The sequence below is a fragment of the Winogradskyella marina genome (assembly GCF_015645385.1).
Lineage (GTDB): Bacteria > Bacteroidota > Bacteroidia > Flavobacteriales > Flavobacteriaceae > Winogradskyella > Winogradskyella marina.
On sequence record NZ_JADOET010000024.1, the window covers coordinates 1 to 25,891 of the forward strand.

Annotated in this window: 21 protein-coding genes and 1 pseudogene; 9 read left to right on the top strand and 13 right to left on the bottom strand. The window is 33.7% G+C overall.

From position 1 onward, the window contains the following. Window positions 1-137: 137 nt before the first annotated feature. The 6 genes from ITJ86_RS16520 to ITJ86_RS16545 all read left to right on the top strand — a co-directional run bounded on the left by ITJ86_RS16520 (window position 138) and on the right by ITJ86_RS16545 (window position 3,748). A complete protein-coding gene (locus ITJ86_RS16520; RefSeq protein WP_195872762.1) occupies window positions 138-485 on the top strand; it encodes a hypothetical protein in 348 nt (115 codons plus the stop codon). Between the two features lie 456 nt (window positions 486-941). Next, window positions 942-1,355, top strand: coding sequence for a hypothetical protein (locus ITJ86_RS16525; protein ID WP_195872763.1), 414 nt, complete (start codon window positions 942-944; stop codon window positions 1,353-1,355). A gap of 197 nt (window positions 1,356-1,552) precedes the next feature. Continuing rightward, window positions 1,553-2,263 (top strand): membrane or secreted protein, encoded by a 711-nt coding sequence (locus ITJ86_RS16530; RefSeq protein WP_195872764.1) that lies wholly within the window; start codon window positions 1,553-1,555, stop codon window positions 2,261-2,263. Between the two features lie 144 nt (window positions 2,264-2,407). Continuing rightward, window positions 2,408-2,674: a hypothetical protein gene (locus tag ITJ86_RS16535; protein WP_195872765.1), complete on the top strand. Its 267-nt coding sequence runs from the start codon at window positions 2,408-2,410 to the stop codon at window positions 2,672-2,674. A 38-nt stretch (window positions 2,675-2,712) separates the two neighbouring features. Then, the gene (locus ITJ86_RS16540) at window positions 2,713-3,357 is read left to right on the top strand and encodes a spermidine synthase (protein ID WP_195872766.1); all 645 of its coding nucleotides are present in this window, start codon (window positions 2,713-2,715) and stop codon (window positions 3,355-3,357) included. 40 nt (window positions 3,358-3,397) lie between these two features. Continuing rightward, window positions 3,398-3,748: a hypothetical protein gene (locus ITJ86_RS16545; RefSeq protein WP_195872767.1), complete on the top strand. Its 351-nt coding sequence runs from the start codon at window positions 3,398-3,400 to the stop codon at window positions 3,746-3,748. A 31-nt stretch (window positions 3,749-3,779) separates the two neighbouring features. Here ITJ86_RS16545 and ITJ86_RS16550 read toward each other — a convergent pair whose 3' ends face one another. Further along, on the bottom strand, window positions 3,780-4,265 hold the full coding sequence (locus tag ITJ86_RS16550) for a CBS domain-containing protein (protein ID WP_195872768.1): 486 nt from the start codon (window positions 4,263-4,265) through the stop codon (window positions 3,780-3,782). Between the two features lie 122 nt (window positions 4,266-4,387). Here ITJ86_RS16550 and ITJ86_RS16555 point away from each other — a divergent pair, with 122 nt between their 5' ends. Continuing rightward, window positions 4,388-5,197 (top strand): NAD(P)-binding domain-containing protein, encoded by an 810-nt coding sequence (locus tag ITJ86_RS16555; protein ID WP_195872769.1) that lies wholly within the window; start codon window positions 4,388-4,390, stop codon window positions 5,195-5,197. Between the two features lie 92 nt (window positions 5,198-5,289). Then, on the top strand, window positions 5,290-6,006 hold the full coding sequence (locus ITJ86_RS16560; RefSeq protein WP_195872770.1) for a tetratricopeptide repeat protein: 717 nt from the start codon (window positions 5,290-5,292) through the stop codon (window positions 6,004-6,006). 74 nt (window positions 6,007-6,080) lie between these two features. Here ITJ86_RS16560 and ITJ86_RS16565 read toward each other — a convergent pair whose 3' ends face one another. Further along, window positions 6,081-8,147 (bottom strand): M13 family metallopeptidase, encoded by a 2,067-nt coding sequence (locus ITJ86_RS16565; protein ID WP_195872771.1) that lies wholly within the window; start codon window positions 8,145-8,147, stop codon window positions 6,081-6,083. Between the two features lie 101 nt (window positions 8,148-8,248). Further along, on the bottom strand, window positions 8,249-8,776 hold the full coding sequence (locus ITJ86_RS16570) for a hypothetical protein (RefSeq protein WP_195872772.1): 528 nt from the start codon (window positions 8,774-8,776) through the stop codon (window positions 8,249-8,251). A gap of 170 nt (window positions 8,777-8,946) precedes the next feature. Here ITJ86_RS16570 and ITJ86_RS16575 point away from each other — a divergent pair, with 170 nt between their 5' ends. Beyond that, a complete protein-coding gene (locus ITJ86_RS16575; RefSeq protein WP_195872773.1) occupies window positions 8,947-9,900 on the top strand; it encodes an NAD-dependent epimerase/dehydratase family protein in 954 nt (317 codons plus the stop codon). Window positions 9,901-9,984: 84 nt separating this feature from the next. Here the strand turns inward: ITJ86_RS16575 and ITJ86_RS16580 are convergent, their stop codons facing one another. From ITJ86_RS16580 to ITJ86_RS16625, 10 genes and pseudogenes are all read right to left on the bottom strand, one after another. Continuing rightward, window positions 9,985-11,325: an alkaline phosphatase family protein gene (locus ITJ86_RS16580; RefSeq protein WP_195872774.1), complete on the bottom strand. Its 1,341-nt coding sequence runs from the start codon at window positions 11,323-11,325 to the stop codon at window positions 9,985-9,987. 9 nt (window positions 11,326-11,334) lie between these two features. Then, window positions 11,335-12,744 carry a RagB/SusD family nutrient uptake outer membrane protein gene (locus ITJ86_RS16585; protein WP_195872775.1) on the bottom strand — a complete coding sequence of 470 codons (1,410 nt, stop codon included), beginning with the start codon at window positions 12,742-12,744 and terminating at the stop codon, window positions 11,335-11,337. An 11-nt stretch (window positions 12,745-12,755) separates the two neighbouring features. Further along, the gene (locus tag ITJ86_RS16590) at window positions 12,756-15,917 is read right to left on the bottom strand and encodes a TonB-dependent receptor domain-containing protein (protein WP_195872776.1); all 3,162 of its coding nucleotides are present in this window, start codon (window positions 15,915-15,917) and stop codon (window positions 12,756-12,758) included. A gap of 90 nt (window positions 15,918-16,007) precedes the next feature. Continuing rightward, window positions 16,008-16,589 carry a sigma-70 family RNA polymerase sigma factor gene (locus tag ITJ86_RS16595; protein ID WP_195872777.1) on the bottom strand — a complete coding sequence of 194 codons (582 nt, stop codon included), beginning with the start codon at window positions 16,587-16,589 and terminating at the stop codon, window positions 16,008-16,010. Further along, complete coding sequence (locus ITJ86_RS16600; RefSeq protein ID WP_195872778.1) at window positions 16,579-17,553, bottom strand: FecR family protein; 975 nt, start codon at window positions 17,551-17,553, stop codon at window positions 16,579-16,581. Before ITJ86_RS16600 ends, ITJ86_RS16595 begins: the two co-directional genes overlap by 11 nt. Before the next feature lie 594 nt (window positions 17,554-18,147). Next, on the bottom strand, window positions 18,148-20,091 hold the full coding sequence (locus tag ITJ86_RS16605; RefSeq protein WP_230080331.1) for an OmpA family protein: 1,944 nt from the start codon (window positions 20,089-20,091) through the stop codon (window positions 18,148-18,150). 19 nt (window positions 20,092-20,110) lie between these two features. Further along, window positions 20,111-21,040 (bottom strand): PorP/SprF family type IX secretion system membrane protein, encoded by a 930-nt coding sequence (locus tag ITJ86_RS16610; RefSeq protein ID WP_230080332.1) that lies wholly within the window; start codon window positions 21,038-21,040, stop codon window positions 20,111-20,113. 16 nt (window positions 21,041-21,056) lie between these two features. Continuing rightward, entirely contained in the window at window positions 21,057-22,304 is a 1,248-nt protein-coding gene (locus tag ITJ86_RS16615) for a gliding motility-associated C-terminal domain-containing protein (protein ID WP_230080333.1), read from the bottom strand. Next, window positions 22,304-24,769 carry a DUF7507 domain-containing protein gene (locus ITJ86_RS16620; protein WP_195872780.1) on the bottom strand — a complete coding sequence of 822 codons (2,466 nt, stop codon included), beginning with the start codon at window positions 24,767-24,769 and terminating at the stop codon, window positions 22,304-22,306. Before ITJ86_RS16620 ends, ITJ86_RS16615 begins: the two co-directional genes overlap by 1 nt. Before the next feature lie 223 nt (window positions 24,770-24,992). Beyond that, window positions 24,993-25,891, bottom strand: a pseudogene (locus tag ITJ86_RS16625) (hypothetical protein); the annotation flags it as partial.

Here is a 25,891-nt window from a genome sequence, read left to right on the forward strand (position 1 = left end):
TCAAACTATTTTTTTGCCTTCTAAACGGCTAAAAAAAATCTTTTGAACGTCTAAATAATAACTAAAAAGAGTCAACCTATTTCAGTATAATACACTACGAACTCAAAAAAACAATTTAAACAATAAAATAAAAAAATATGAAGAGATTATTTGTTACTGCTAGTCTGATTTTAGCCATTGGAATGAATTGCTATTCTCAAAACCAAGTTAACCCTGAAAATGAATTGACTTACTCTTGTGATGAAATGGTAAAACAGAATCCTGAAAATGAAACAATTACTCTTATCGGAAATGCGAATCTAAAAACCAGTGTGTTTGAGTTTGAGAATGCAGATAAAATCGTTTTAAATAAAAAAACCAAAGAAATATTTGTGATTGGAGGTTATAAAGTTCATCTCAATGGTGGAACAATAACTCAACAACCTAAATCGGAAAAGAAATGGCTAAGGTATAAAATTGGAGAAAATGTAGCTTATGTAGAATAAAACACTCATACTTGGCTAATCCCAATAATACTGCGGGATATTGTTTATATTTATGTTTTCAATAGACGTAGTAAAACATTAAAACACAGAACCTATAAAAAAATACATTTTAAGTTTAGTAATTTTATTTTTAGTAATTAGTTGTTCTTTAGAATCAAAATTCAGCTTACCAAATGATGAAAATATCAATCCTGAATTAACTGGAGAATGGTATAGTGAAAAAGATAATGACGAAAAACTTAATATCATAAAACACGGAGAAAAAACATATAAATTACTACTTCAGGACAAGGAAAAAACTAAAGAAATAATTTCGTACTCAAAGACCACAAAAGGTTTTGAAATTATGAATCTAAAAACAGAATACAACATTGTATTATGAGTTTTTAGAAGATAAAACACACGGAGATGCTTTGCATAATGCTGTGTACAATGCTTTTGAAAAAATTTTTAGTAATGCTAACTAAACATTTAAAAACTGATAAAGTCCAAAGACTAATCTATGGCATTGGACTCATTTTATGGATCTTCATTTGGGTTAATGATTTGAGCTTTATTTTCAATGCATCTGTTTTTGGAATTTATTTATGGCAAGTAATCATACCTGCACTGCTACTCATTGGACAACTGATTTTTAATAACAAAACCCTTTGGACCATTCTAATCGTATACGTAAGTCTTTATAGTTTATGGTTCATCTGGAACATAGTAGTAACAGATATTTTAATTGATATACAGAGAGATTATTTACCAAGAGCATTCTGGACTTTTGAAAAGATACTGAACTGGATTATTATGCTGACAGTTTTAGGATTTACGAATTGGATTATTTGGAAAATAAAGCCGATTGCAAAAATAAAAACCAAGTAAACGATATTAGATTTTCACCATCTTAGACCAGTTTTAAAATAGAATAATATGCAGCCATTCATAATTACATATCGTTAACAACGATTAGGATGCACGTTTATCATATTTAGATTCCGTTTTTATTTATTAACTTTAATGCAAAACAGCTCGTATGTAATATTGCGTAGTTGTTGAAGACCTTTAAAAAATATAAAATCATGAAAAAAATAATCGGAGTCCTCATTTGCACAGTAATGTCATTCGGAATCGAAGCTCAAAGTGTTATTGGAGCATGGGAAAATTATACAACGACTGAAAACGGCGACAAATTAAAAACCGTAGTCATTTTTACAGATGGCTACCATGTCTCAACCACTTATGAAGCCACAACCGGAAAATTTAGTCACACAAACGGTGGATCGTGGTCCTTAAAAGGAGATGTAATGACTAAAAACGTAGAATTTAACAGTAAAAATTCTGAACTAGTTGGAACAGAACCTAGCGTTAAGATCAATCTTACAGATAACGAATTAGAAATTGTAGATAGTGGCTTAAAATTTAACAGAATAGATAATGGTACACCTGGCGAATTACAAGGGGCTTGGTTAATGTCTGGCCGCGTACGCGATGGAAAAACACAAACACGAGATACCAGCGGACCCAGAAAAACCATGAAAATATTATCTGGTACGCTTTTTCAATGGATTGCCTATAACACCGAAACAAAACAGTTTATGGCAACAGGTGGAGGCACTTACACCACCGAAAATGGAGAATACACAGAAAATATCGAATTCTTTTCAAAAGACGACTCTAGAGTTGGTGCGTCTTTAAAATTCAACTATGACCTAAACGATGGTGATTGGAATCATACTGGATTTTCTAGTAAAGGAGATCCACTGAATGAAATTTGGAGTTTGAGAGCGTAATAAGTCTAACTGGATGACAACCAATGGATGCTGCATTTTTTTGGAATTGATATCCTCAAATCACAAAAGTCTTAAAATATATTTTTTAATTTAGTAGACTTAAAATCCTTTAAACACTGACCGTTTTAGTCTAAAATTACACACATGGAAAATAAATTATCAAACATAAAAACAGACATAGAAGATTACGCAAGTGACTCTAAGTTAACAGAACTGGAAGTTCTGGATAAACTGAAAGATTATTACTTCAACAAAAAAGTAAATGAAAACTTAAAACTCTATAAAAAAGGGAAAAGAAAAGTGAGTGAAATTACGAAGGATCTAAAAATTTCGCCTCGAAAATTCTATGCAATTCTTAATAAGAAAAAGATAAATTATACCAAATACAATAAAAATAAAGACGAGTCATAGCTTAAAAACAACCTCATAAACCTCTACCTTTAGTAACTATGAAGCAACTGCTCAGTTACATTTATCCTGTTACCAAAACAATTGAATCTAAATACAGCGGCACATTAGAAATCACGTGGTACAACGGTAAAAAACACCTCAACTCTGCAAATGCCAACTACAGTTATGGCTCTTTACAGCGAATTTTAAAATATGGTATAGAAAAAATTGAACTTTCAAAGGTCAATTCTATATTAGTTTTAGGCATGGGAGGCGGAAGCGTCATTAAAACACTTCGTACGGATTTTAAGTACACTAACGCTATTGAAGCCGTAGAATTAGATCCTGTAATTATAGATATTGCAAAGTCAGAATTTGGAATTGAAGACAACCAACACTTAAAAATTCATTGTACAGATGCTTTCAATTTTATTGAAGCCAACACCAAATTATTCGACTTAATTATAATAGACCTTTACATCGATCTTTCGGTTCCAGATAAATTTTTAAGCACAACGTTTTGGGATCATGTGCTTAACTCAAAATCTTCAAAAGGATCCTTACTTTTTAATGCTTCGGTAAAAGAAACCGATATAGACAATGTTGAAACCTTAGTCAGTTACCTTAAAACAAAAGTCTATAAAGTGGCTGTCTATAAAAAAGTAAACAAGACCAATACGCTTATCATTACCAGTTCTTTATAACATTATAAATTAGTATATTGTAAGGACTTAATTTAAAGTTATGCGGAAAAAATGTCCAGAATGTGGAGATCTAATTGTTGGCAGAATTGACAAAAAATACTGTAGCGATGGTTGCAGAAATGCACAAAACAACCGCTTAAACAAGGATTCTAAAAATTTAATTAGAAACACCAATAACCGACTTAGAAAAAATTACAGAATCTTAGAAGCACTCAACCCGAATAAAAAAATGAAATGCTCTAGAGCTAAAATGATAGAGAAAGGTTTCGATTTTAATTACTTTACAAGTATCTACACCACAAAAGCAGGTACTATTTACTACTTTGTGTACGACCAAGGTTACTTACCGCTCGAAGGTGAGTATTATGCTTTAGTAAAACGCGACGATTAACGCTGCCGTACGTACAAGTCGCAACTTGTCCTTACGATCCTTGTTTAGTGGTGCTATTCCAATTTTCGCCTTTTAATTCTAGCGCAGCAATTAAAATATCTTTTTGGCTAATTTGCCCAACTAATTTTCCGTTTTCTATTATGGGGAAACGTCGTCGTTTAGACTGCAAAAATTTGTTGGCAGCATCAAAAACATCCATGTTACCATCTATAGTTTCAACCTCTGTAGCCATACGTTTATCTACAGTATCATGCTCTAATGGCATGTTGTAATATCTACTTTCGCTGAGTTGTTTTAAACAATCACCTTCAGAAATAATGCCAATTAATTCTTGCTTATCATTGACAACAGGACCACCAGAAATCTTATTGCTTATTAAAGACTCTACCACTTCTTGTACAGATTGATCTGGTCTAAACGTTATAAGCTTTGTTGACATATAATCTCTTACTTTTAACTGTGAATTCTCATTAGCATTTTGTTGCTTTCGAGCTCCTTGAAAACTTTTTATAGCCATAACGTTTTGATTTTTAAGGTTAGAGTTAATTTAAAAATACTGAAAATTAACCATTTAAAAAAATCAAAATACAAATGCAGCTAAAATTCTGTATTTTTAACATTTATAATTAATCCATAGTTTTGAAAACACAAATAAGCATTATTGGTTGTGGTTGGTTGGGTTTGTCTTTAGCTCAAAAATTAGTTGAAGACGGCTTTAGCATTAATGGTTCTACAACTACTAAAGCTAAACTACAGGAATTACGAAATCAGCATATACATCCGTTTTTAATCACTTTAAATGACACTTCAATTTCGGGTAATTATTCTGAATTTTTAACCGGAAGTGAGACCGTAATTATTAACATTCCACCTGGATTAAGAAAAAACCCAAATAAAAATCACGTTGCAGAAATACAGCATTTAGTACGTGAAATTGAAAAACATGATATAAAAAATGTGCTCTATATAAGTTCTACTTCGGTTTTTGAAGACGATGTAAGTTGCCCTGTGATAACAGCCAATACACATCCAAATGCCACATCAGCAAATGGAAAACAACTTATAGCCATAGAACAGATGCTTCAAGAAAATTCAAATTTTAAAACCACTATATTACGTTTTGCTGGCTTGGTAGGTAAAAAGCGTCATCCTTCAACCTATTTGTCAGGAAAAGCGAATATTTCAAATCCCGATGCTCCTATTAATTTAATTCATAAATCAGATTGTATCGCTATAATTAGTGCTATCCTAAAAACTGAACTCTGGAATTGTACATTAAATGCAGCATATCCTGTACATCCAACCAGAAAAGATTACTATCAAAACTATTGCGAACGTCACAATTTGCCGCTACCTACGTTTAATTCTTCAGAAAAAAGTGAAGGAAAAATCATAGCAAGTAAAATAGTGGTACAACTTTTGAAATACAGCTTTAAAGTGGCACCATAGAAATTATAAGATTTTTAAGACCAGTTCTTATTAATTTTTATAGATTTAGCCCTTTAAACTAAAATACCTATTAAACAATAAATAAAGAACAAATGAAGACGATTACAATTGCAATTCTTATGTTATTCTCAGTTAGTGTATTTGCACAGACTAATACAGAATTAAAAAAACATTTTGAAGCGTATTACAAGCAGATGAAAAAGCAAGGCGACAAGCAAGGTGTTATTAATGCAATGACGCATCTCGATATCTTAGAACCTTCTGTAGCACGTAAAGATACCTTGGCCTATATCTACCTTTCAGAAGGCCAATATATGCAAGCTTTAAACACTATTGGTGTAGAGAAAAATGCAACCGATTCTGATATGAATGTTGAAGTAAAAGCTTTGGCATTAAAAAATCTTAATCAAATAGAAATGGCTTTAGAGCATTTTGAAGAGCTTTACAAACGCGATCCTAATGTCTATTTAGCTTATGAATTGGCTGACATGAAAATTCAGACTAAGGATTTAGCAGGAGCACGATTAAACATCGATTACGCTATGGCTAATGTTACAGATGACATGAAGCGTGCCTTTTACGAAAAGCAACAACCATATGAAACATCTATGAAAGCAGCTTTAACGTACTTAAAAGGGCTTTTAACATTTACAGAAAATAAAGATGCTAATTTAGATGCAGCGCTAAAATTAATGAACGATGCTTTAGCTATTGATTCTAATTTTAATCTTGCTAAAATTAGTAGAGAGGCTTTAGAAGCCCAAAAAGCGCAACGTGCACAACAAGCAGCTGCCGGGAATAAGAACTAAGACATTACAAGTGATATACTATAAAAAATGCAGCTCGTTGAGCTGCATTTTTTGTATTTTAAATTGGTATTAGGTTACCAAATTCTTACGCGATCTTCGGGTGCTAAGTACATAGCATCACCTTCTTTTATATCAAATGCTTCGTAGAAAGCATCAATATTTTTTAAAGGTTGTGTCGCTCTATAAATACCAGGTGAGTGTGGATCGGTTTTTATTTGTGTTCTTAAACCGTCTTCTCGAGATAAGGTTCTCCAAACGGTTGCCCAAGACATAAAGAAACGTTGCTCTGGTGTAAACCCATCGATAGTACCAGGTCTTCCATTTTTTTCAAAATATAATTGAAGTCCATCATAGGCTCCTAATACACCTCCAAGGTCACCAATATTTTCACCTAATGTAAACTCACCGTTTATATAAACACTATCTAACACTTCTATAGCCGAGTATTGATCTGCTAGTGCTTTACCTCGTTTTTCAAATTCTATTAAATCTTCTGGTGTCCACCAGTTATTTACATTTCCATCACCGTCAAAACGTGCTCCAGAATCATCAAAAGCATGTGAAATTTCATGACCAATAACAGCACCAATTCCTCCATAGTTTACAGCTTCATCTGCCGTATAATTATAAAAAGGTGGTTGTAAAATAGCTGCAGGAAACACAATTTCGTTATTTATAGGATTGAAATACGCATTTACCGTTTGTGGTGGCATTCCCCATTTGGTCTTATCTACAGGCTCATTTATATCATTAAGGTTTTTGTTTTTAGCCCAAGCACCAACAGCCATCATGTTTTCGGCATAAGAATTACCATCTTTTATTTCCATTTTTGAGTAGTCTTCCCACTCATCTGGATAGGCTATTTTTACCGTAAACTTATCTAGTTTAGTAATGGCTTTTTGTTTTGTTTCTGCACTCATCCAATCGAGCTTGTTAATTCTGTTTTGAAATGCAGTGATTACATTTGCAATCATTTTTTCTGCTTTTTCTTTAGCTTCTGGTGGAAACTTAGCTTGTACATATAATTGTCCTACAGCCTCACCAACACTACCATTTACAGTACCTAATGCACGTTCTTCTGCTGATCGCATTGCTTTAGATCCGCTAAGTGTTTTACTGTAAAAATCCCAGTTTGCTTTTTCCATTTCTGTTGTAAGCATACCTGCAGCTTTATTTAAGGTGTTCCAAGTTATTAGAGTTTTTATATCTTCTATAGGTGTTGTTTTTAAGAACGTATCCAAAGTTTTCATATACTCAGGCTGCATAACCATTAAGGTATCTACCTTTTTGTCTATTCCCATATCATCCATTAATTTCTGCCAATTAATAGACGGTGTCATACCTTGTAAATCTGAAAGCGCTGTTGGGTTATTAAAATTTCTAATATCTCTACTGGCGACTTTGTCTAAACGTGGAATGGCAAGTTGCGTTTCCAATTCTAAAATCGTTTGAGCAGCATTACCAGCATCTTCTTGAGAATAGTTAATAAATTGAAGCATTCTAGCTATATGATCTACATACTTGCCTCTTATTTCTTTTGTCTTAGTATCTTCATCTACATAATAGTCACGTTGTAAACCTAATCCTCCTGGAAAAACCCAAGCAGTATTCATGCTGCTATCATTTAGATCTGCATTTGCACCAATGCCTGCAAACGGCGCACTAACACCTAAAGTAGATGCATAAACAGTTTGCATATCTTGCAAGCTTTTAATGCTATTTATCTTTTCTAATAAAGGCTCTAAAGGTGTAATTCCTGCTTCATTTCGTGCCAGCGTATCTAATTCAGATTCAAAAATTAATAAGGCTTTTTTCTGGTCAGAACCTTCTTTGTAGGTTCCAAATTCTTTAGACGATTTTATAATTTCTAAAACATCATGCCGCGTAGATTTACGCAAAACACCAAATCCTCCCCATCTCGTTTCATCGTCTGGTATGGTATTAGTTCTTACCCAATTACCATTTACATAGTTATAAAAGTCTTCCTTTGGATTCACTAAAGTATCCATATTCTCTAAAACAATTCCCGGAGTGGTCACTTTAGCAATTTTAGTGTCTTTTTTAGCGTTTTCTTTACATGCTACCATTGTAAGAAAAGCAAAACCTGATATCGTTAACAAACGACTAAATTGGATTTTCATAATATATTATTGCTTTGTTAAATTAAATAGTTGGTAATCATATGTCCCCTCAAATATAAGATTGTTACAACCTTATATGATTTTGGGGTGGTACTCATAGTTTATTCGGGTTGAATCTTACTATAAAAATCATCCTCTAATTTTTTATTAATCTGATAATTTAGGTTAGAAAATGATATAAAAAGTGCTTTAATATTTAATAGTTTCTCGTCTCTACTAATGTTATCTATAGTTAAATTTTCATTTAACTTTAAAAGTTCTGTTTCAATAATAGCATTACGAGATATAATAGGATTTGTTCTAAATTGGCTTGGCATTTGCGCATCAAATTCTTTTATAAACTTTTTTAAAAGGTCTATATCACCATTGAAAAACGAAAAATCTGCTTTCTTTAAATAACTCAGTTGCGTTGCTAATTCATGGTATCTTTCCCAAGTTACAACTTCAGCTTCAGCTTCGCTACTTAGTGCATAATCTTCGTAAGTAATAGCCTCAATGGTTTTTGCTGTAATCTTTTTATTCTGTGATGTGTTTTCAGATGTTTCCAAATCTTTAGTGGTATTGGTATCTTCATTACAACTCAAAACCATTAAACAACTTAAAAATAAAAGGACTAATCTAATGTTCATACGTATTAATTAATTTTGACTGTAAATATACTAACTATCTGTGTTATAGATTTGGTATCTAAGCTCTAAATAAAATTAAGGAATTCATAATAAAATTGTCTTTTTCTGAAAATTTTAATATTACAACGCTTTATTTCTTATTACTTTTGCCGATAATTTAAAAAGCGCAAATGTCTTCAAAAATATTAATCATTGGTGCCTGTGGCCAAATAGGTACAGAACTCACCACAAAACTAAGAGAGATCCATGGTGTAGATAACGTTATTGCTAGCGATATTAACACCCGTAAATTAGAATTAGTTAATGCTGGTCCTTTTGTTATTTTAGATGCTAAGAACTTTAATGCGATTAAAGATTGTTGCATTAACCACAATATTGACACGGTTTACCTCATGGCAGCCTTATTAAGTGCTACTGGCGAAAAATACCCGATGGAAGCTTGGGATTTAAATATGAATTCACTGTTTCATGTGTTAAACTTAGCAAAAACCAAACAAATTAAAAAGGTATTCTGGCCAAGCAGTATCGCTGTATTTGGACCAACGACTCCCAATAAAAACACACCTCAACATACCATTTCTGAACCAACAACCGTTTACGGTATTACCAAACAAGTCGGTGAACGCTGGTGCGAATATTACCACAATAAATATGGTGTAGACGTAAGAAGTATACGTTATCCTGGTATTATTAGTCACAAAGCGATGCCTGGAGGTGGCACAACGGATTATGCTGTTGAAATTTATCACGAAGCGATAAAAGAAGGTAAATACGAAGGGTTTCTATCTGAAGACACCAATTTACCAATGATGTTTATGGATGATGCTATTAAAGCCACGACTCAAATTATGGCAGCACCTTCTGAGGATATAACTATAAGATCATCGTATAACTTAGCAGCTATTAGTTTTACTCCTAAAGAAATTGCCGAAAGTATTAAAGCTGAAATGCCAGACTTTACAATGACCTACAAACCCGATTTTAGACAAGCCATTGCAGATAGTTGGCCAACGTCTATAGATGATAGCGTTGCACGAAAGGATTGGAACTGGTCGCACGATTTTGATCTAAAAAAAATGACTTCAGAAATGTTAACGCAGTTGAAGAAGAAGTATCAGTCATAACACTAATTTCATATTTACATAAAAAAAAGCAAGAGAAACCTAACTCTTGCTTTTTTGCTCTACATGGTTTAAGTATATGAATTCTCAATCAGTAGTACTATTCAGCATACTCTTATACACAATTCCTTTAGAGGATTCTAACTCAGCTCCAAGAAGATAAGCTGATAGCGTTGGAATATCTTCCATTTGTATTTCAGGAAACACCACACCTTTTTTAAAATCAGGACCAAAAGCTACAAAACCTGTTTGGATATTTTTAGTATCAGGATACTGACCATGCTTACCTCCATGTGCCGTTTTAATTAACACTCCATCTCTATCATTATTAAAACTAAAACCATCATTTGCCGTCAAAGCCAATACTGCATTTGGGTTGGCTCCTCTAGAAGTCATCTCTTCTCTTGAAATAATTCTAAACGCTTTTTTGATACTAAAAGGTAAACTTTCAAGTTTCTTTACAATTTTATTTAATGCTTTTTTATCGTTTTTATCCTTCATATGCAAAAATGCAGAACCACCAGTACTTATAAAGAAGGTGTCTTTATCAAGCAACCCTAATTCTTTTAACCACAGATTAGGAGTGATGCTAGAATGCACTGTATAAAACCCATGGTCTCCTGTGATGATAATATTGGTTTGTTCTAAAATGTCCGCTTTTTTTAAGGCATCAACTATAGTACTAACGGCTTGATCCGCACCAGCAATTGCCTTTTCGACTTCCACTCCGTCACGCCCATTTCTATGCTGTGCTCCATCGGTATTGGGTAAATGAATCGTTAATAAATTTGGCGTATAAGTTCTAATTATATAACCTGCTATTCTCGCTAAATTTTGATCCATGCTTAAGGAGCTTAAGTTGTAATCCTCTACTTCAAGATTACCTGTTGCATTACTTATAGCCTCTTCAAACAACCCTTTAGGTATTGCATGTTTTTGAGTCGCACCACGACGATCTCTCGGATTATCAAAAGACCATATTTCTGGTATATTATAATCTATAACGGTAGCATTTACAGTAATAGGCCAGGAAACAGAAGCTGTTTTTAGTCCAACATTTTTTGCTGCTTCCCATAAGGTTTTAGCTTTTACGGAACTAAAATCATAATACCAATTCCCAGGAGTACCTTCTTCTGAGACTTTAGTGTTGTAGTATACACCATGTTCATCAGGACCAACACCTGTTATTAAAGTGGTATGTGATGGGTATGTAACTGTTGGGAAAATACCATTTACACCTTGTGAAGCAATTCCATTATTTGCTAAATCTTTTAGGTTGGGTGTTGGCCATTGGTCTTGCAAGTAGAAGTCTGGCCTAAAACCATCGATACTAATAATAACTAAGTGTTTTGCTTCTTGTGCAACGATTAGGTTGATACCAAAACACGTTACTATTCCAATCAAAATATGTTTAAATAACTGTTTCATATGATAAAATTAATTAAAAGGCAATACATGGTTTGACGTTTTATTTTCCACTAATACGCGATTCATATCGTAAAGCATGGTCACATTTCCTGTGGTCTCATCTACAGTAAAATCATCTAAACCTAAATTTAAAGGGATAAAACTAGGTATGGTAGGTTGTGTAAATTCATCTGAAATATTAGCATTATTTAACTGCTCAGTTTGAGACACAGGAAACTTAATACCTAAATCATTAGAACGTCTACCTTCACTCATAAAAATCTCTTGACGCATTAAGTAGATAAGATATAATACATCATCTACATTTGCTGCTGCATCAACAGCCTGGTGAGTGACACTTGTACCTGAAACAGTATAAACAGGAATAAGGTCAGCTTGCCGATCTAAAACATAACCCGATCTAAATTCTTGTCCGCTTTCAAAGCTAACCTCAACGGCTGTCGTTGGATAATCTTGTCTATTAGTACCATTTCTCAATTCTTCACTATCATCCAAATACATTATTGGCCTAGAATTTAACACGTTGTCTAGTAGGTTAATTAATGTAGATTTAGCCATTTCTAAATTATTTTCAGCCGTATACGCTTCCGCTAAAATTAAATAGGCCTCTTCCACTTTAGCTAGAGATAATGGTTTTTGATCTTCTGAAGCCGTTCCTAAGTCAAAGAATTTAGGGTCTAAAAAGTCTAACCTTGGAAGTGGAGAAAATCTGTTCTCGCTAGCTGTAAACGTGGCATTCTGAATTTCATTAGGGACACCATTGGTGCCATCGAATTCTACGGTAAACAACAAGCTATTATTGCCAATTACAGTTTGAGCAAAAGATTTTGCGTTAGCTCTATCTCCTAAACTACGGTACACTCTAGATTTTAATAACTGGTACGCTGAAATAGTTTCTGAGTTACTTTCGTTTTCAATGGCAAGATCTAGGTAACCTAAACTAGCTTCTAACAATTCACTTGCCGTATAAGCTTCACTATTACTATTCATAGGAAGGCCTGTGAAATTTTCGCCAGATAAAATTAAGGCATAAGCTTTTGCAAAATAAGCATAAGACCATTGTTGAGTTGTAGCGTCTGGATCGCTAGGCAATACGGTTTCTAAAGCATATTCCGCCATTTCTCTTAGCGCTCCAATTTCTACTTGCATACTATTACCATCGATATCTGTATAGTCAATTTGTGGAATATCGAATACTTTATTGTAAAGGGTATAGTTATTAAAATAATTATCAGAAACCATTTCCGAATTAATGACAATAGCATTCATGGTTAAAGCAAATTGTCTTTTAATACCCATAATCCAACTCGTAGCTGAATTGGTGTTATCCAAGAAAGCGTCTTCGGTAACATTAGGGTTATCAACACAAGCGGTAAGTGTCAGAAACAATACTGTGATATATATATAAATTGTTTTCATGTTTTTTGTTTTTAGAAATTTATTTTTAATGAGGTTAAAAATTCTCTAGGCGCAGAGTATGTTGCATAAGATATCCCTCCAGTAGAGGCACCACCTTGTCCCGTTGCTGAACCACTAATTGTTGCTTCAGGATCAAACGACGATGCGGTAAAATTCAGTGGATTATTCACACTAAAACCAATTAAGATAGATTTAATGGTGTTCGTATTTTTAGGGATTAAGTTGTAATTCAGTCCGATGGTTCTAATTTTTATAAAATCAGTCTTTTCAGTGAATAAATTTGTAAAATTTAACCAATTTGAAGTCCCATTAGCTTCAACTTCTGCTTCTGGCACTATAGCATCTGAAGCTCCATATAGAAATCTAAACTGTTGGTCAAAACTATTAGCATAAGCCCCTTTTTGATAATTACCATTTGCAAAGAGACTGAAATTTTTATACGAGAAGTTCATACCTAGGTTACCAAATAAATCTGGAATGGTAGTCCCTAAATACGATTGTGCTGTAGTAGACTCTAAAACACCATTCTCATCAAAGGTGCCATAATTTCCTCTTATGTATCCTATAGGATATCCTTCTTCTACCACAGTTTGAATGGTTCTTGCACTAAATCCATTAATATTAAATGGTGCTACACCTCCAGAATCTACCACTAAGTTATCTAAAGTATTTATAGACACATTTAATGATAGCGTTACATTTTCGGTTTGTATAGGAATAAAACTTGCATTTATTTCCCACCCTTTATTTTCTATTTCTCCAATATTATATAATTGACTACTTGCATAGCCACTAGATGGTGTTGGTGGCACATAAAACAAAGCATCTTTAGTATTGGCATTGTAGTAGCCTACCGATAAGTTGACTCTATTATTAAACAATGCTGCGTCTACACCTACTTCATACGTTGTTGTTTTTTCAGGTTTTAAATCCGGATTTCCAGATTGTCCAAAAAAGGCCGCTTGTTCACCTAAAAAACCATCAAAATCTATGGTTCTTTCGTTTACAAAAGCGGGAGGTAAATTACCAGCTACACCATAATTTCCTCGTAATCGTAAAGAATTTACAGCCGTTGCATTTTCTAACCAAGGTTCTGAACTCAACAAATAAGACACACCAGCTTTAGGGTAGTATTGCGTACCAATATTATCACCAAAGGACGGGTTACGATCTCCTCGAATACCTAAGTCAAAGAACAACTTATCCTTGAAGCCAATATTTTCCTGAAAATAAAAGCCATAGTTAAGCACTTCTGCCAAATATTCTTCACTCGTTTTTATAGCAGCATCGCTAATAGTTTCGGCTCCGTCTCTAATATTTGTTCCTACGTATTGAATTTGATGATCTGAGTTTCTAAATAATTGACCACCTACGGTTGAGATAAATGAAAATTGACCTGTTTCAAATTTATGTTGCGCACTTAACTCGAGCGTAACTCCAAAGTATTTACGTTCTGTATTAGCAATACTTCCTTCGTCTGTGACGCTAGTTTGAGACGTATGTGATAAATATTCGTTGGTCTGAATAGTTTGATCGTTCTGAACTCTATAATCGATACCTCCAACAAATTTAGCTTCAAAATTATTTACAGGTTTATAAGTAAAACTTTGAGACGTTGTAAATCTATTAATAGCGATTTCGTTATTTTGTAATTCTTCCGCCGTTTTTACAAAAGCATTTATGTCATTAAACTCCGTAGAGCTAAGATCATCTAACCTATTATTAAAACCTTTTAAAACAGACGCTCCACTTTCTGCAAACCATAAACCTGTATAACCTCCTTGGTTACCATTTCGGTTTCTGTTGTACCTATTATTCACATAAATAAAAGAACTATTATATGTTACTTTTTCTCCTAATTTCGCTTTAAAACCAGTGCTAAAATCTATTTTCGTATTAGCATTATTCTCTGCTATTTGAGCCCCTGTGTTATCTAAAAAATTCCCAGAAAAACTATACCCAAAACCTTCAGAGTTACCACCACTTATACTTAAGTTGTATTTTTGATAAGTTCCTGTTTCAAATAATAAGTCTTTAGAGCGGTCAAAATATAGAAAATCTGCAGTTGGCGCTACAATTCCCATTTGAGTTGAAGCGGTAATTTGCGTACCTCTTGAGCTTCCTTTTTTAGTAAAAATCTGAATCACTCCGTTCGCGGCATCCGAGCCGTAAAGCGTTGTTGCAGCTCCACCATTAATATATTCAATTCGGTCTATATTATCCATTGGAATATCGGCAATAGAACTCATAGCCGCACCTTGTGCACTACCTCCACCTAAGGCGCTACTTGTATTTAAGTTATCCATACGCACACCATCTATATAAAATACAGGTGTTGAACTTAGGAACGCAGAATTAATACCTCTAGATCTAATTAGTGTTGTTGCTCCCGATTGGCCTCCTGTAAAATTAATCTGGGTATTAGGCAATTTAGTTGCAATCAACTGGTCTATACGTTGTGAAGGTAAACCGGCTAAATCTTCGGACTTAAGAACTTCAACGTTGTTAGATAATCTTTTTCGCTGTACACTTGCGCCTTGACCCGTAATAATAACTTCGTTAAGTGCCGCAAAATGAGGCGTTAAATTAACTGTAATTTCTAATTGACCTTCTAATGAATAATCGACGTCTTCGTATCCGATATAAGTAATTTTTAACGTCTTCGTATCCGCAGGGACTTTGATTGTAAACTGACCATCATAATCCGTTACAGCTCCAATATTATATGCTGTAGCGTAAATATTAGCTCCAAGAACAGGCGTATTAGTTTCATCATACACCACACCTTTAATGGTGATATTATCTTGATTAATTTTAGTAACCGTTTCGCCTATTGGCTTAACGAGTATGCCATTATCAGTGATTTTAAAATCGATTGGTGATTTTTGCTTTAGTGTCTTTAATACAGTCTCTAAAGATTGATTATTGACACTTAAATCAATTTTAGTGTTTTGGTAAAGCGCATTAGAAATATAAATGAATTTTAAATCGGTTTGTTTCTCAATTAAATTGAAGACCTGAATTAAAGATGCTTCTTTAAGCTGTAAATTAATGGTGTTATTATTAACATGGTAACTATTAGTATTGTGATTTATAGGATGTACACTTCCATATGCATTGCATAAACTTGTTAAGATTATGGCGGTACTTAATATGAATTTTTGATATTTCATAAAGTTGTTTTTTTAATGATTAGTTGTTAGTGTTGTAATCGTTTGGAATCAAAAGCGAGGGTTAAAACGTAATTGTATTTTTAACACACACTACTTAAACTTATTTATGTTTGTACTAATATGCCTGAGGGCTAGCCCAATATGATTCTCTACGGTTTTAGGGGTTATTTCTAATAATTCTGAAATCTCTTTGTATTTAAAGCCGTCAATTCTGCTCATTTCAAAAATTTGACGTGTTCGTTTTGGTATAGATTCTAAAACATTTTTGATGACATTTCTATTAATTTCTTTTTGTTCGTTAGCTATAATTTCATCTTCGATACTTGGATAAAGACTGCCGTTATTTAAATGGTCTTCATCTCGTAGTGGTCTAATTTGGTAATTGTTCTTAACTCTTAGGAGGTCGTTTTTTAGTATGGCATAGATATATGATTTTGGATTTTTAATTGTATTAAGTTGGTCTCTATTAGACCATAATTGAATAAAAACATCGTCTACTTTTTCCTCTATGATATGCATGTTAGACTCGAACAACACACCAAATCTGCACAGCTTGTTATAGTATTTTTTAAAAAACACATCGAGAGCTTTGGTATCACCTTCTTGAATTTGTTCAAATAGAAAAAGGTCTTCGCTTGTGATAACTGAATGACGAATGCTTTTAATCTTCATGGTTTTGAGTTATTAGGTATTCGTTAGGATTTATCTTCTTTATTTTAACATCTGCGATGAATTCTATGGAGTTAATAAATTCATCAATGTTTTGCTCTTTAAAAGCACCCGTAATCCTTTTTTGATTAATTTTTGCATCAGTAATCTTGAAGCTTACTCCGTAATAATTATTTATTTTATAGAGTGCGTCTTTGAATATTAAATTATCAAGAATTAACATATTGTCTTTCCATGCTAAAGCTTTGGTGACATTGAAGTTTCTTTTAGTAACATCTGAAGTTTTAATGTTGTATATAAGCTCTTCTTTCGGTAATAAATTAAGACTGTTTTGAGACTTCTTAATAAAGACATTGACCTTACCTCTTTCTAAGGATACCGACTTATTCTCTAAAACGGTATTAACGTTAAAAGCGGTTCCTAAAACGGTAATGTTTAAATCCTCTGTATGGACAACAAACGGAATTTCTTTGTTATGAGTCACATCAAAGTAAGCCTCCCCTGTTATAAAAACATGGCGTTTATTTTTAAAGTCTGAGTTATATTTGATTTCGCTTGAAGCATTCAAAATAACAAGACTACTATCAGGAAGGTATACCGTTTGTCGCTGACCTTTCCCTGTAGCAACCTGATTTATATAACTTAACGCGCTAGAAGGCAAAAAATAACTATAGGTTACAACTATTAAACCAACAGCAGCTAAGCTAAATGCGATACGATTAATTACGTTTCTCTTACGTTTTATTGGTCTTTGAACAGCCTTAGGCTTTAATTGTACTTCGTTATGTTCATGATACTCCTTTAAGCTAGCTGGGTAATTATCCCAAATTAATTTATAGTTTTCATAAGTTGCTTTTAACTCATGATCTAAAGTCAATTCTATTTCGAATATCGCTTTAGTTGCTGTAGACATTTCTTGTGCTAAATACCGAACGCATTTTCTCTCATTTTTAGTCATATTAATCATGGAGTATTCCCTTTTACTACTATGAGTAGAAAATTAGAAAATACCCTCAATGATTGACATCAAGAGATTAACAAGGAATTATTAAGTAAATGTTAATTGCAGACTAAACATTTTAAAATCCTGTCGTTTACGATGGGATTTTTGTATTTAATGGATTTCAAAAAAAAATTAACTTTAATCTCTGTTTTTCCTTTTATAGTATCGTATGTAATGGTGTGTCAGAAATCTACATACTACTTTTTAACCTTGTAGATATCGTTTGTCAACTTGAAAGCGCAACAAGGTCTTGTATGTATTGAAAAAAAACTAGTTATTTTAAAAGATAAAGTTTTTCTCTACGTAAATCCACGATAACTATGAGACAAAAGAATTGTTGGTAACACTGACAACACATTGTCTTTCATTGTACAGGTTGAAAACCGCCTATAAAACAAATAGAAGTTTCTAAATAATATCACTTATAAGTGATCACAGCAAACATCATCGCTATGATGATGCCAAAGGGTATCAAGGCTCTATAAAAACTATAAGCAATAAAAAAACCGAAGATTGCTCTCCGGCTTTTCAGCTATTAGTCAAGGGGGACACTCATTTTTATTCTTTAACAATAAATTCTGAGCGTCTGTTTTTTTGGTGTTCACCTTTAGAACAAGGTACACCATTACTACAATTATTAACGTGTTGGGTTTCTCCCATGCCTTGAGCAGATAATCGTGATGCATCTATACCTTTATCAACCAAATAGTTTAAGGTAGAGGTTGCTCTACGTTGAGAAAGTGCTTTATTATATGAATCATTACCACGACTATCCGTGTGCGATCGTATGTCTATTTTTAAATCAGGATAAAAGTTGAGCACTGCATAAACTTTTTCGAGTTCAACTTGTGCATCCTTACGGATATTAGATTTATCAAAATCAAAATAAATAATAGGAATATTAAGTACCTCAGCCAAGTCTGTACCTGGAACAAGAGAAATTTCATTCTGCTGTAATTGAAAATTGATACTCTGCCTTTCTAAACCTGATTTAGACATATTTTCATCCGTATCATACTGAGGTTTACTCGCTTTTATTAAATAAGAATCAAACTTATTAATATCTACTATATAATACCCTTTTTCATTGGTTTGAACTTCTTTAAATATATTCCCTTCAACATCAGATAAAACAATTTGAGCTTCAGCAATAGGCTCTCCTGTTTGTTTATCGGTAACAACACCTTCTATTTGTGCAAAATAAACATCTTTAATAGGTGATGTTTCTAAAAACGAATAAATGTTATCATACACAAATTCTCCTTCAGTTTTAGAACGATTAGAACTTATAAACCCTCGGCGAGTTTCCAAATCTATTCCGAAAGCAAAATCATCTGCATAGGAATTTACAGGTGCACCAATATTTAATAAATGACCATAACCATCCTCTAGAATCTCTATATAAAAGACATCTAAACCTCCCATTCCCATATGACCATCTGAAGAAAAATACAAGGCATTATCGGCTGTTATAAACGGAAAGGTTTCTTTTCCACTAGTATTAATGCTAGGTCCTAAATTTACAGGTGTACTTAGATGACCATCACTATCAATTTCAGACACGTAAATATCAGATTCGCCATAACCTCCTGGGCGGTCTGAAGAAAAATAAAGCTTAGTATTATCTGAACTTAACGTTGGATGTGCATTAGAAAAATAATCGCTATTAATTGATAATTCTTCGGCTTTTTGCCATTTGTTATTTTTTAGTTCTGCTTTATAAATCTTTAAACGCTGATCTTCATTTTTGTCATCGTATGTAATATTGCTTCTTGTAAAATACATGGTATTGTGATCCGCTGTAAATACAGGTGATGACTCATGGAATTTACTTTTAAGCTTCCCTTTAAGTTTTTTAGGTTTGCTTATCGTTTGGTTTAAAGAATCCACTTGAATAGTATAAAGGGATAAAAAACTCAAACCATCCCAAGCACTTCTTCTGTTTAAAAATGTTTTACTGCTATTGGTAGAAGCATAATACAAGGTATCACCTAATCTTAAGTGCCCGAAAGAAATCTGTTTTTCATCGTAAACATTTTTTAGAACTTCTATATCATATCTCCCTGAATTTTGTTGGATGATATCAAGATAATCTTGTGCTTTTATAGTCGTGTTTTGCAAATCACTATTCAACAAAAAGGCATCATAATATTCGGTTGCTTTTGCTGCTTCACCTGTTGCTTTTAAAGATTGCGAATAACGTAAATAAACATTATTATCTTCTGGCGTAGCTGTAAAATCAAACAAGCGTTCGTACCATTTTACGGCATCATCATATTGCGCATTAAAATAATAACTGTTGGCTAATTTTGTGAAAAGTTCTTCAGATTCATGGCCTTTTTCAGCAACCGCTAAATATATTTTTTGGGCATTAACATAATCTAATTGCTCATAATTTTCGGTAGCTTTCTCTACTTTTCTTTCTTGTGCGTCAATTGAAGTGAGTTGAATTACACTCAAAAACATCAAAAAGAAACTATATATGTTTAAACTATTTTTCATTAATTTTTCTATTTAAGAATTAAAAGAATCTCGGGTTTACTTTTCCTCTAAGTCTTGTGCCTAACTCGAAACGTAAAAATATTTCGTGAGATCCACTATTATAATTTCCTAATTCAGTTGTATCGTAATCGTACGCATAGCCTATCATAATATTGTCTGACACCTGAAAACCAGCCATGGCACTTACAGTAGCATCAAGGCGATAAGCCAAACCAAAAGTGGCTTTTTCATATAATAGGGCATTGGCTGAAAGATCAATTGCTAAGGGAGCACCACTAACGGCTTTAGCCAATACCGCAGGTTTTAATTTTAAGTCGGGATTAAGGGTAAATACATAACCTCCTATAAAATACAGATGCGTTTTTTCCATGGCGGTAGATACCTGAACTTCATCATAGTGTTCGGTTTCTAAGAAGTTAGGTGTGGATATACCAACATACCATTTTTCTGTATGTAAATAAAAACCCGCACCGATGACAGGTGAACTGTGATTTTCCCGTCTTAAATTATAATCGTTCGGATCATAAATAGTTAATTTATCTGGATCTAAATTCCAAAGCGACAGTCCGCCTTTAATACCAAAAGAAAGCTTTAATTTTTCTGCCATTTGAAGGGTGTATGAGAAATCTGCCGTTATAAAACTCTCTTCAGATGGCCCTAATTTATCACTAGTAAAACCAAGACCTAAACCAACACCTTTAACACCTATAGGTGAATGTGCGGCAAAATTGAGAGTCTCTGGTGCACCATCTAATCCTACCCATTGGTTTCTATACACACCTAGCACATTTAAAGACCCTCTAGATCCGGCATATGCAGGGTTTACAGAAATGGTATTATACATATACTGCGTGTACTGCGAATCTTGCTGTGCCTGTGCAGATGGCAACATAAAAAATAGGCTCACTAGCAGTACAAGTGCACATAAATTTGATTTTATAAAAGTCATTAGAGTTCGTTTCATTTTAGTTAGCACTTAAGTATAAATAACCTGCTTTTTTATATTGGTTATTATCTGTTTCATCACCATATTCATATTCAAGAATGTAGTAATACGTACCAAAAGGCAATCTTTCAGAACTATTCAGTGTTAATCGGCCTGAGGAATAGCCATCAAAAACATTTCCATGAGTGCCATAATTATCGGTCTCAAAAACCTTAACTCCCCAACGATTAAATACCAGAACTTTTAAGTTTCTTGCACATTCGTTATTGGGCTGATCAATAAGAAAATAGTCGTTTTTTCCATCAGCATTTGGTGTTACAGAATTGTAAATAACAAGTTCACATGGTAAAATAAGATTCGACTTAACACGTCCGAAAGTAAAAACACCATAATCATTTACAGCCGTTGTTACAGTTTGGTTATCGAGATCTATAACTCCACCTTCATCAACCCACATATTTGTAGCTTCATCCCAACGCACAATGGTTAAGGCATCTTGTTGTGCAGCTTCTACCATAGATGATGGCGTAGTAACATCGCGCCACGATAGCGTAATAAAGCCATTTTCCGAATTTTCATTACGTTTTTCAATCGTCCAATATTCTTGGTCGTCTATTTCTTCTATAACACCTGCTCTTAAGTCATGTGAATATATATCGTCAGAGTTTTCAAAATAAAACTTGCCTTCAAATAGTGCAGATACATTTCCTGGTGCTGAAATACCTGCAAAACGATAATAACCGCCATCTCCAATTGGGTAAATAAATTCTTGATTCCCCAATTTATTTACAGGCCCATCCACATGACTGTAATCGGAGGTATTAATATGTGTTGCATTGTTGTAAAAAGTAATTTCGCCACCGAAATTATCGTTGTCTACGATTCCTTCATAAAAATCGGATTCACCATTGATATGAATATGCCCTGATACTTGAAATGGAGCTATAGCACTAGTGTTATTAAAATATACATCATTGAGGTAGCTAGTTTCTAACCCGCTAAGCAGCTGAATTGAGCTTCCTATAAATCGAGTAAGTCCTGTATTTTGATAAAAATCTAAAATCCCATCATTATTAAAATGGCTGTAAATAAAGGCATCACCATCATTATAAAATGATCCGGTACTAAGGTTATCTAAACGCTCTACAGTTGAAAACTGTGTGTCTTCACTAACATATAGCACACCTTCGTTAACTGTTTGAGCGTTTACAGCACTAAAAGCAAGAAGCATACATATATTAATATATAAATAAATTTTTTTCATCATTAATTGCTTTTTACTCTTTGATAAATATTAGGATTCGTAATCAAAAGACTCCGGCTTTTAAGCGGTACAAACGTATGATCTGGCCTGGCAGGATCGTAATTAGGATCACTAGGGTCTAATGGGTTGGGGTCTATTGATGATACGGCATCTAAGTCTTCATCCAATTCATTCGTCCCAGTAACCGAGGCTAAATTATACACTCCTTTGTTATCGATATCCGCTTGAGTAATAGTATAAGACTCCGTATACGTCCACGTTTCATAGATATTAAAAACACCATCATTATTAGTGTCTCCTGCTTGTGGACCTGTTAATACGCCTCCCAATAATGGGTCTTCTACAACAATGTCATAAATGTCAATATCTTCTTTGTTTTTTACGGTTATTGTGTACGTAATCGTTTCACCAGGCTCCGCAATACCATTATTGTTTTCATCGTTAAATTCTCCTTCTTTTTCTAAAGTATAAGAATCACATGGCACTATATTTAGTCCACTTCCGTAGCCATCCATTAACGTAGGACCTTGTACATTCTGTGTTACTATAATAGTATTATTCGATGTTGGATTCCATGAAATTGTATTAAACGAATTAACAGGACTAAAATCTTGTTTAAATTGCAAAGGAAAGAGCTGGCCTCCAGAAGTTTTACTCCCATACATGCTTACCTCTCCTGATGGGCTAATTAGAACTCTGATTAAAGGATTATCGGTAGTACCATCCATTTGCCATATCATTTGCGTGTCTGTTTCATATTCGTCCCCATCTTCAAATTCTATATTTATGCCTGATGTACCACTAGATTGAAATTCTATTTCATGTGTAGCAAGACTTACACCATTTATCTCCATATTAAAGGAGTTATCTAATTCATAGATATCAAACTCAAAACCACCATTTACACCAGGTTGGGTCATTGTTTGTGAAATTTGGCTTTGGCTCCCCCCATAACTCCAATTAAATGCTTCGCCTGTTACAGTCTCTGTACAGATTAGAGTTGGAGTTTCGTTTTCTACAAGTACGGTCACTACGGCAGTATCACAATTTGCTGGCGAAACCTCATTTTCACATAGCGTATAAGTCAATGTATAAGTCCCAGGTGTTGCATCTGAGCTAATAGATACTCCCCCTGTAATAGGATCGAGTGTAAGAACACTAGTATCTCCTGTTACATCTGTAATGAACACTTCACCAGAATTAGTTCCTAAAACAACAGCTTCATCGTTTAGAGTATCATTTTGTGTTACTGAGCTTGCAATAGAATCACCAGGCGCTATAGGGCTTGTGCTATAATCATCGTCTGTGGCTACAATTACTAAGCTAATACTTCCATCTGGATTCCAACAAATATCACCTGCTGTCACCTTGGGTGCAATACAATTACCGGAAGCTTCACAATCATAAGTTAAGGATGAAGAGAAATTAAGGCCTTGATTGTTAAACATTGTTACTTGGCTAGAAGCACCATTTGTTCTTTTTAAATTTAAATTTGGACCAATAGTACCACTATTCATAGCTGCTTTTTTAAACCAAGTCATATAACCTAATTTACCTGAGCCATCAGGGGGACCAGTTATATTACCATCGTTTTGAATATTATTGGAAATTTCAGTAAATCCTTCATTATAATACTCACTTCCATTTCCAGCCAAAAGTAGTTGACCACTTTGGATATCTACATGTCCTGTGTTTTCAAAATATGCTGTATTATTTCCAAAACTAATATTCCCTCCTGAAACAATAAATTCAGAAGAATTATAAACTTGACCTCCGTTTAAATTAAAACCATTCCCAGAAGTCATAATTCCACAGTTTACAAAAACAGTTTTGTCATTACAGTTATAACTATTCCCTAAATCTAGAATTCCACTATTTTTAAAATAGCAAGTTCCAGATATATTAACATTGGCAGTAATATTCATTGTACCATGATTATCTGTTGTATACTCACCGTTTGTTCCATTAAAATTTAAAACACCCGCAGAAACCAATCCATAATTTACTATTGTATTAATACCATTCCCTTGAAACGTAAAATCATTAGTCCCACTAGAACCTGCTTTTAATTCTCCTGAAGAAGCTATAGTTATATCTACATTTGCTGAAATTTGAGGAGATTGATTAAACTGCAAAGTCCCCTCTAAATCCATCGTAATAGTTCCCGATGAACTCACGTTATTTTGAATGATAACAGTAACTCCTGGTTCAATATAAATTCCTGAACCATCTTGGAACGTTACATCACTTAATGTGGCATCTGTAGTAAAACACGTAAGGGTATTAGAAGCAAAAGTAATATTCCCTGAAGTTGGCGGTGTAACACACTGCGCATTCATTTCAATACTGCTTAAAACAAATACAGAAATCAATAAAATTTTAATACTACTAAAATTTTGTGTTTTGATTTGTCTATCTGTGCTTAGATTACAGACATTATTACATATGAAGTGTAAAAACTTATTCATATAATTATAGTATTAACGTTTTGATAACCCTTGTGACTTGCAATCGACTAGAATAATAAATCCTAATAATAGATAACATGGGCTTTTCATTCTGTTTTTTTTATGTTTTTAATATCCTTTACTTTATTAGGTTAAAGGATCGACTTTAAATTCTTTTATTTACGATATAAAATTCTTGCTTGATAAAGACATTAGCCTATTATACCAAGCAAGATTGTTTTTGTTATTTCACTACAAATACTATAGTCATATAAGACGCTTCTGTTGCGCTACCGATAATAGTGTATGATAAAACTCCATTCGCGTCAATAGACAGGTTTGAAAATACCGCTGTGTCATAATATGTAATATGATACTCTAATTCATTTGCTGGTAGTGTTGGAATAGCATTAACCGCACCAGCACTACTTACTAAAGTTGGATTAGCTGTTCCTGTAAACTGTGCTTGATATTCAGTATGTAAGTTTCTTGTAAAAGTTCCGTTTACTGAAGTATCAAAAATAACAGCTGGCATATAGAAGAACTTTGGCATTGCTGCTTTAATTTGTCTTAGAGTACCATCAGCTTCTACAGCTACTAAAGCATTATCAACAGTACCTGTCTGTAAACCTTCAATAGCTAAAGTTTGAGTGGCATCTGTTGTTACCGTTGTTGGTTTTATTAATGTACCACCTAACTGAATTGCATCAGCAGTAGCATCGACGTTTAATCCATTATTAGCTTGAACATCAAATGTATTTGTTGTTTCATTTTTAACTAAACCAGTACCTGCAACAGCGTCATCTATTTTTAATCCAGTGACAGCATCATCAGCTAACTTATCGGTTGTAATTCCTCCTTCTGCAACGATAATGTTAGTATCTACTATTGTAGCTCCTGTTCCATCGGTTACAGTAATAGAACTGTCTCCAGCTGTTAAATCTTTAGGATCTACAACACCGTCAGCACCATCAGATACAACAACATCATTAATACCATCACTTACGGTTATAGTACCATTACCGTTATCCGTTACCGTTACTGAGGCGCCGTCAACACCGTCTTGTCCGGCTGGACCTACTAATGCATCTAAAAAGTCTTGTTCTGATCCTGAATTACCAGCGGCTAACCATTCTTCGTATG

Bases quoted from the DNA above. Each gene is read 5' to 3' on its own strand.
- ITJ86_RS16520 (WP_195872762.1), top strand. From the start codon at position 138: ATGAAGAGATTATTTGTTACTGCTAGTCTGATTTTAGCCATTGGAATG.
- ITJ86_RS16525 (WP_195872763.1), top strand. From the start codon at position 942: ATGCTAACTAAACATTTAAAAACTGATAAAGTCCAAAGACTAATCTAT.
- ITJ86_RS16530 (WP_195872764.1), top strand. From the start codon at position 1,553: ATGAAAAAAATAATCGGAGTCCTCATTTGCACAGTAATGTCATTCGGA.
- ITJ86_RS16535 (WP_195872765.1), top strand. From the start codon at position 2,408: ATGGAAAATAAATTATCAAACATAAAAACAGACATAGAAGATTACGCA.
- ITJ86_RS16540 (WP_195872766.1), top strand. From the start codon at position 2,713: ATGAAGCAACTGCTCAGTTACATTTATCCTGTTACCAAAACAATTGAA.
- ITJ86_RS16545 (WP_195872767.1), top strand. From the start codon at position 3,398: ATGCGGAAAAAATGTCCAGAATGTGGAGATCTAATTGTTGGCAGAATT.
- ITJ86_RS16550 (WP_195872768.1), bottom strand. From the start codon at position 4,265: ATGGCTATAAAAAGTTTTCAAGGAGCTCGAAAGCAACAAAATGCTAAT.
- ITJ86_RS16560 (WP_195872770.1), top strand. From the start codon at position 5,290: ATGAAGACGATTACAATTGCAATTCTTATGTTATTCTCAGTTAGTGTA.
- ITJ86_RS16565 (WP_195872771.1), bottom strand. From the start codon at position 8,147: ATGAAAATCCAATTTAGTCGTTTGTTAACGATATCAGGTTTTGCTTTT.
- ITJ86_RS16570 (WP_195872772.1), bottom strand. From the start codon at position 8,776: ATGAACATTAGATTAGTCCTTTTATTTTTAAGTTGTTTAATGGTTTTG.
- ITJ86_RS16575 (WP_195872773.1), top strand. From the start codon at position 8,947: ATGTCTTCAAAAATATTAATCATTGGTGCCTGTGGCCAAATAGGTACA.
- ITJ86_RS16580 (WP_195872774.1), bottom strand. From the start codon at position 11,325: ATGAAACAGTTATTTAAACATATTTTGATTGGAATAGTAACGTGTTTT.
- ITJ86_RS16585 (WP_195872775.1), bottom strand. From the start codon at position 12,744: ATGAAAACAATTTATATATATATCACAGTATTGTTTCTGACACTTACC.
- ITJ86_RS16590 (WP_195872776.1), bottom strand. From the start codon at position 15,917: ATGAAATATCAAAAATTCATATTAAGTACCGCCATAATCTTAACAAGT.
- ITJ86_RS16595 (WP_195872777.1), bottom strand. From the start codon at position 16,589: ATGAAGATTAAAAGCATTCGTCATTCAGTTATCACAAGCGAAGACCTT.
- ITJ86_RS16600 (WP_195872778.1), bottom strand. From the start codon at position 17,553: ATGATTAATATGACTAAAAATGAGAGAAAATGCGTTCGGTATTTAGCA.
- ITJ86_RS16605 (WP_230080331.1), bottom strand. From the start codon at position 20,091: ATGAAAAATAGTTTAAACATATATAGTTTCTTTTTGATGTTTTTGAGT.
- ITJ86_RS16610 (WP_230080332.1), bottom strand. From the start codon at position 21,040: ATGACTTTTATAAAATCAAATTTATGTGCACTTGTACTGCTAGTGAGC.
- ITJ86_RS16615 (WP_230080333.1), bottom strand. From the start codon at position 22,304: ATGATGAAAAAAATTTATTTATATATTAATATATGTATGCTTCTTGCT.
- ITJ86_RS16620 (WP_195872780.1), bottom strand. From the start codon at position 24,769: ATGAATAAGTTTTTACACTTCATATGTAATAATGTCTGTAATCTAAGC.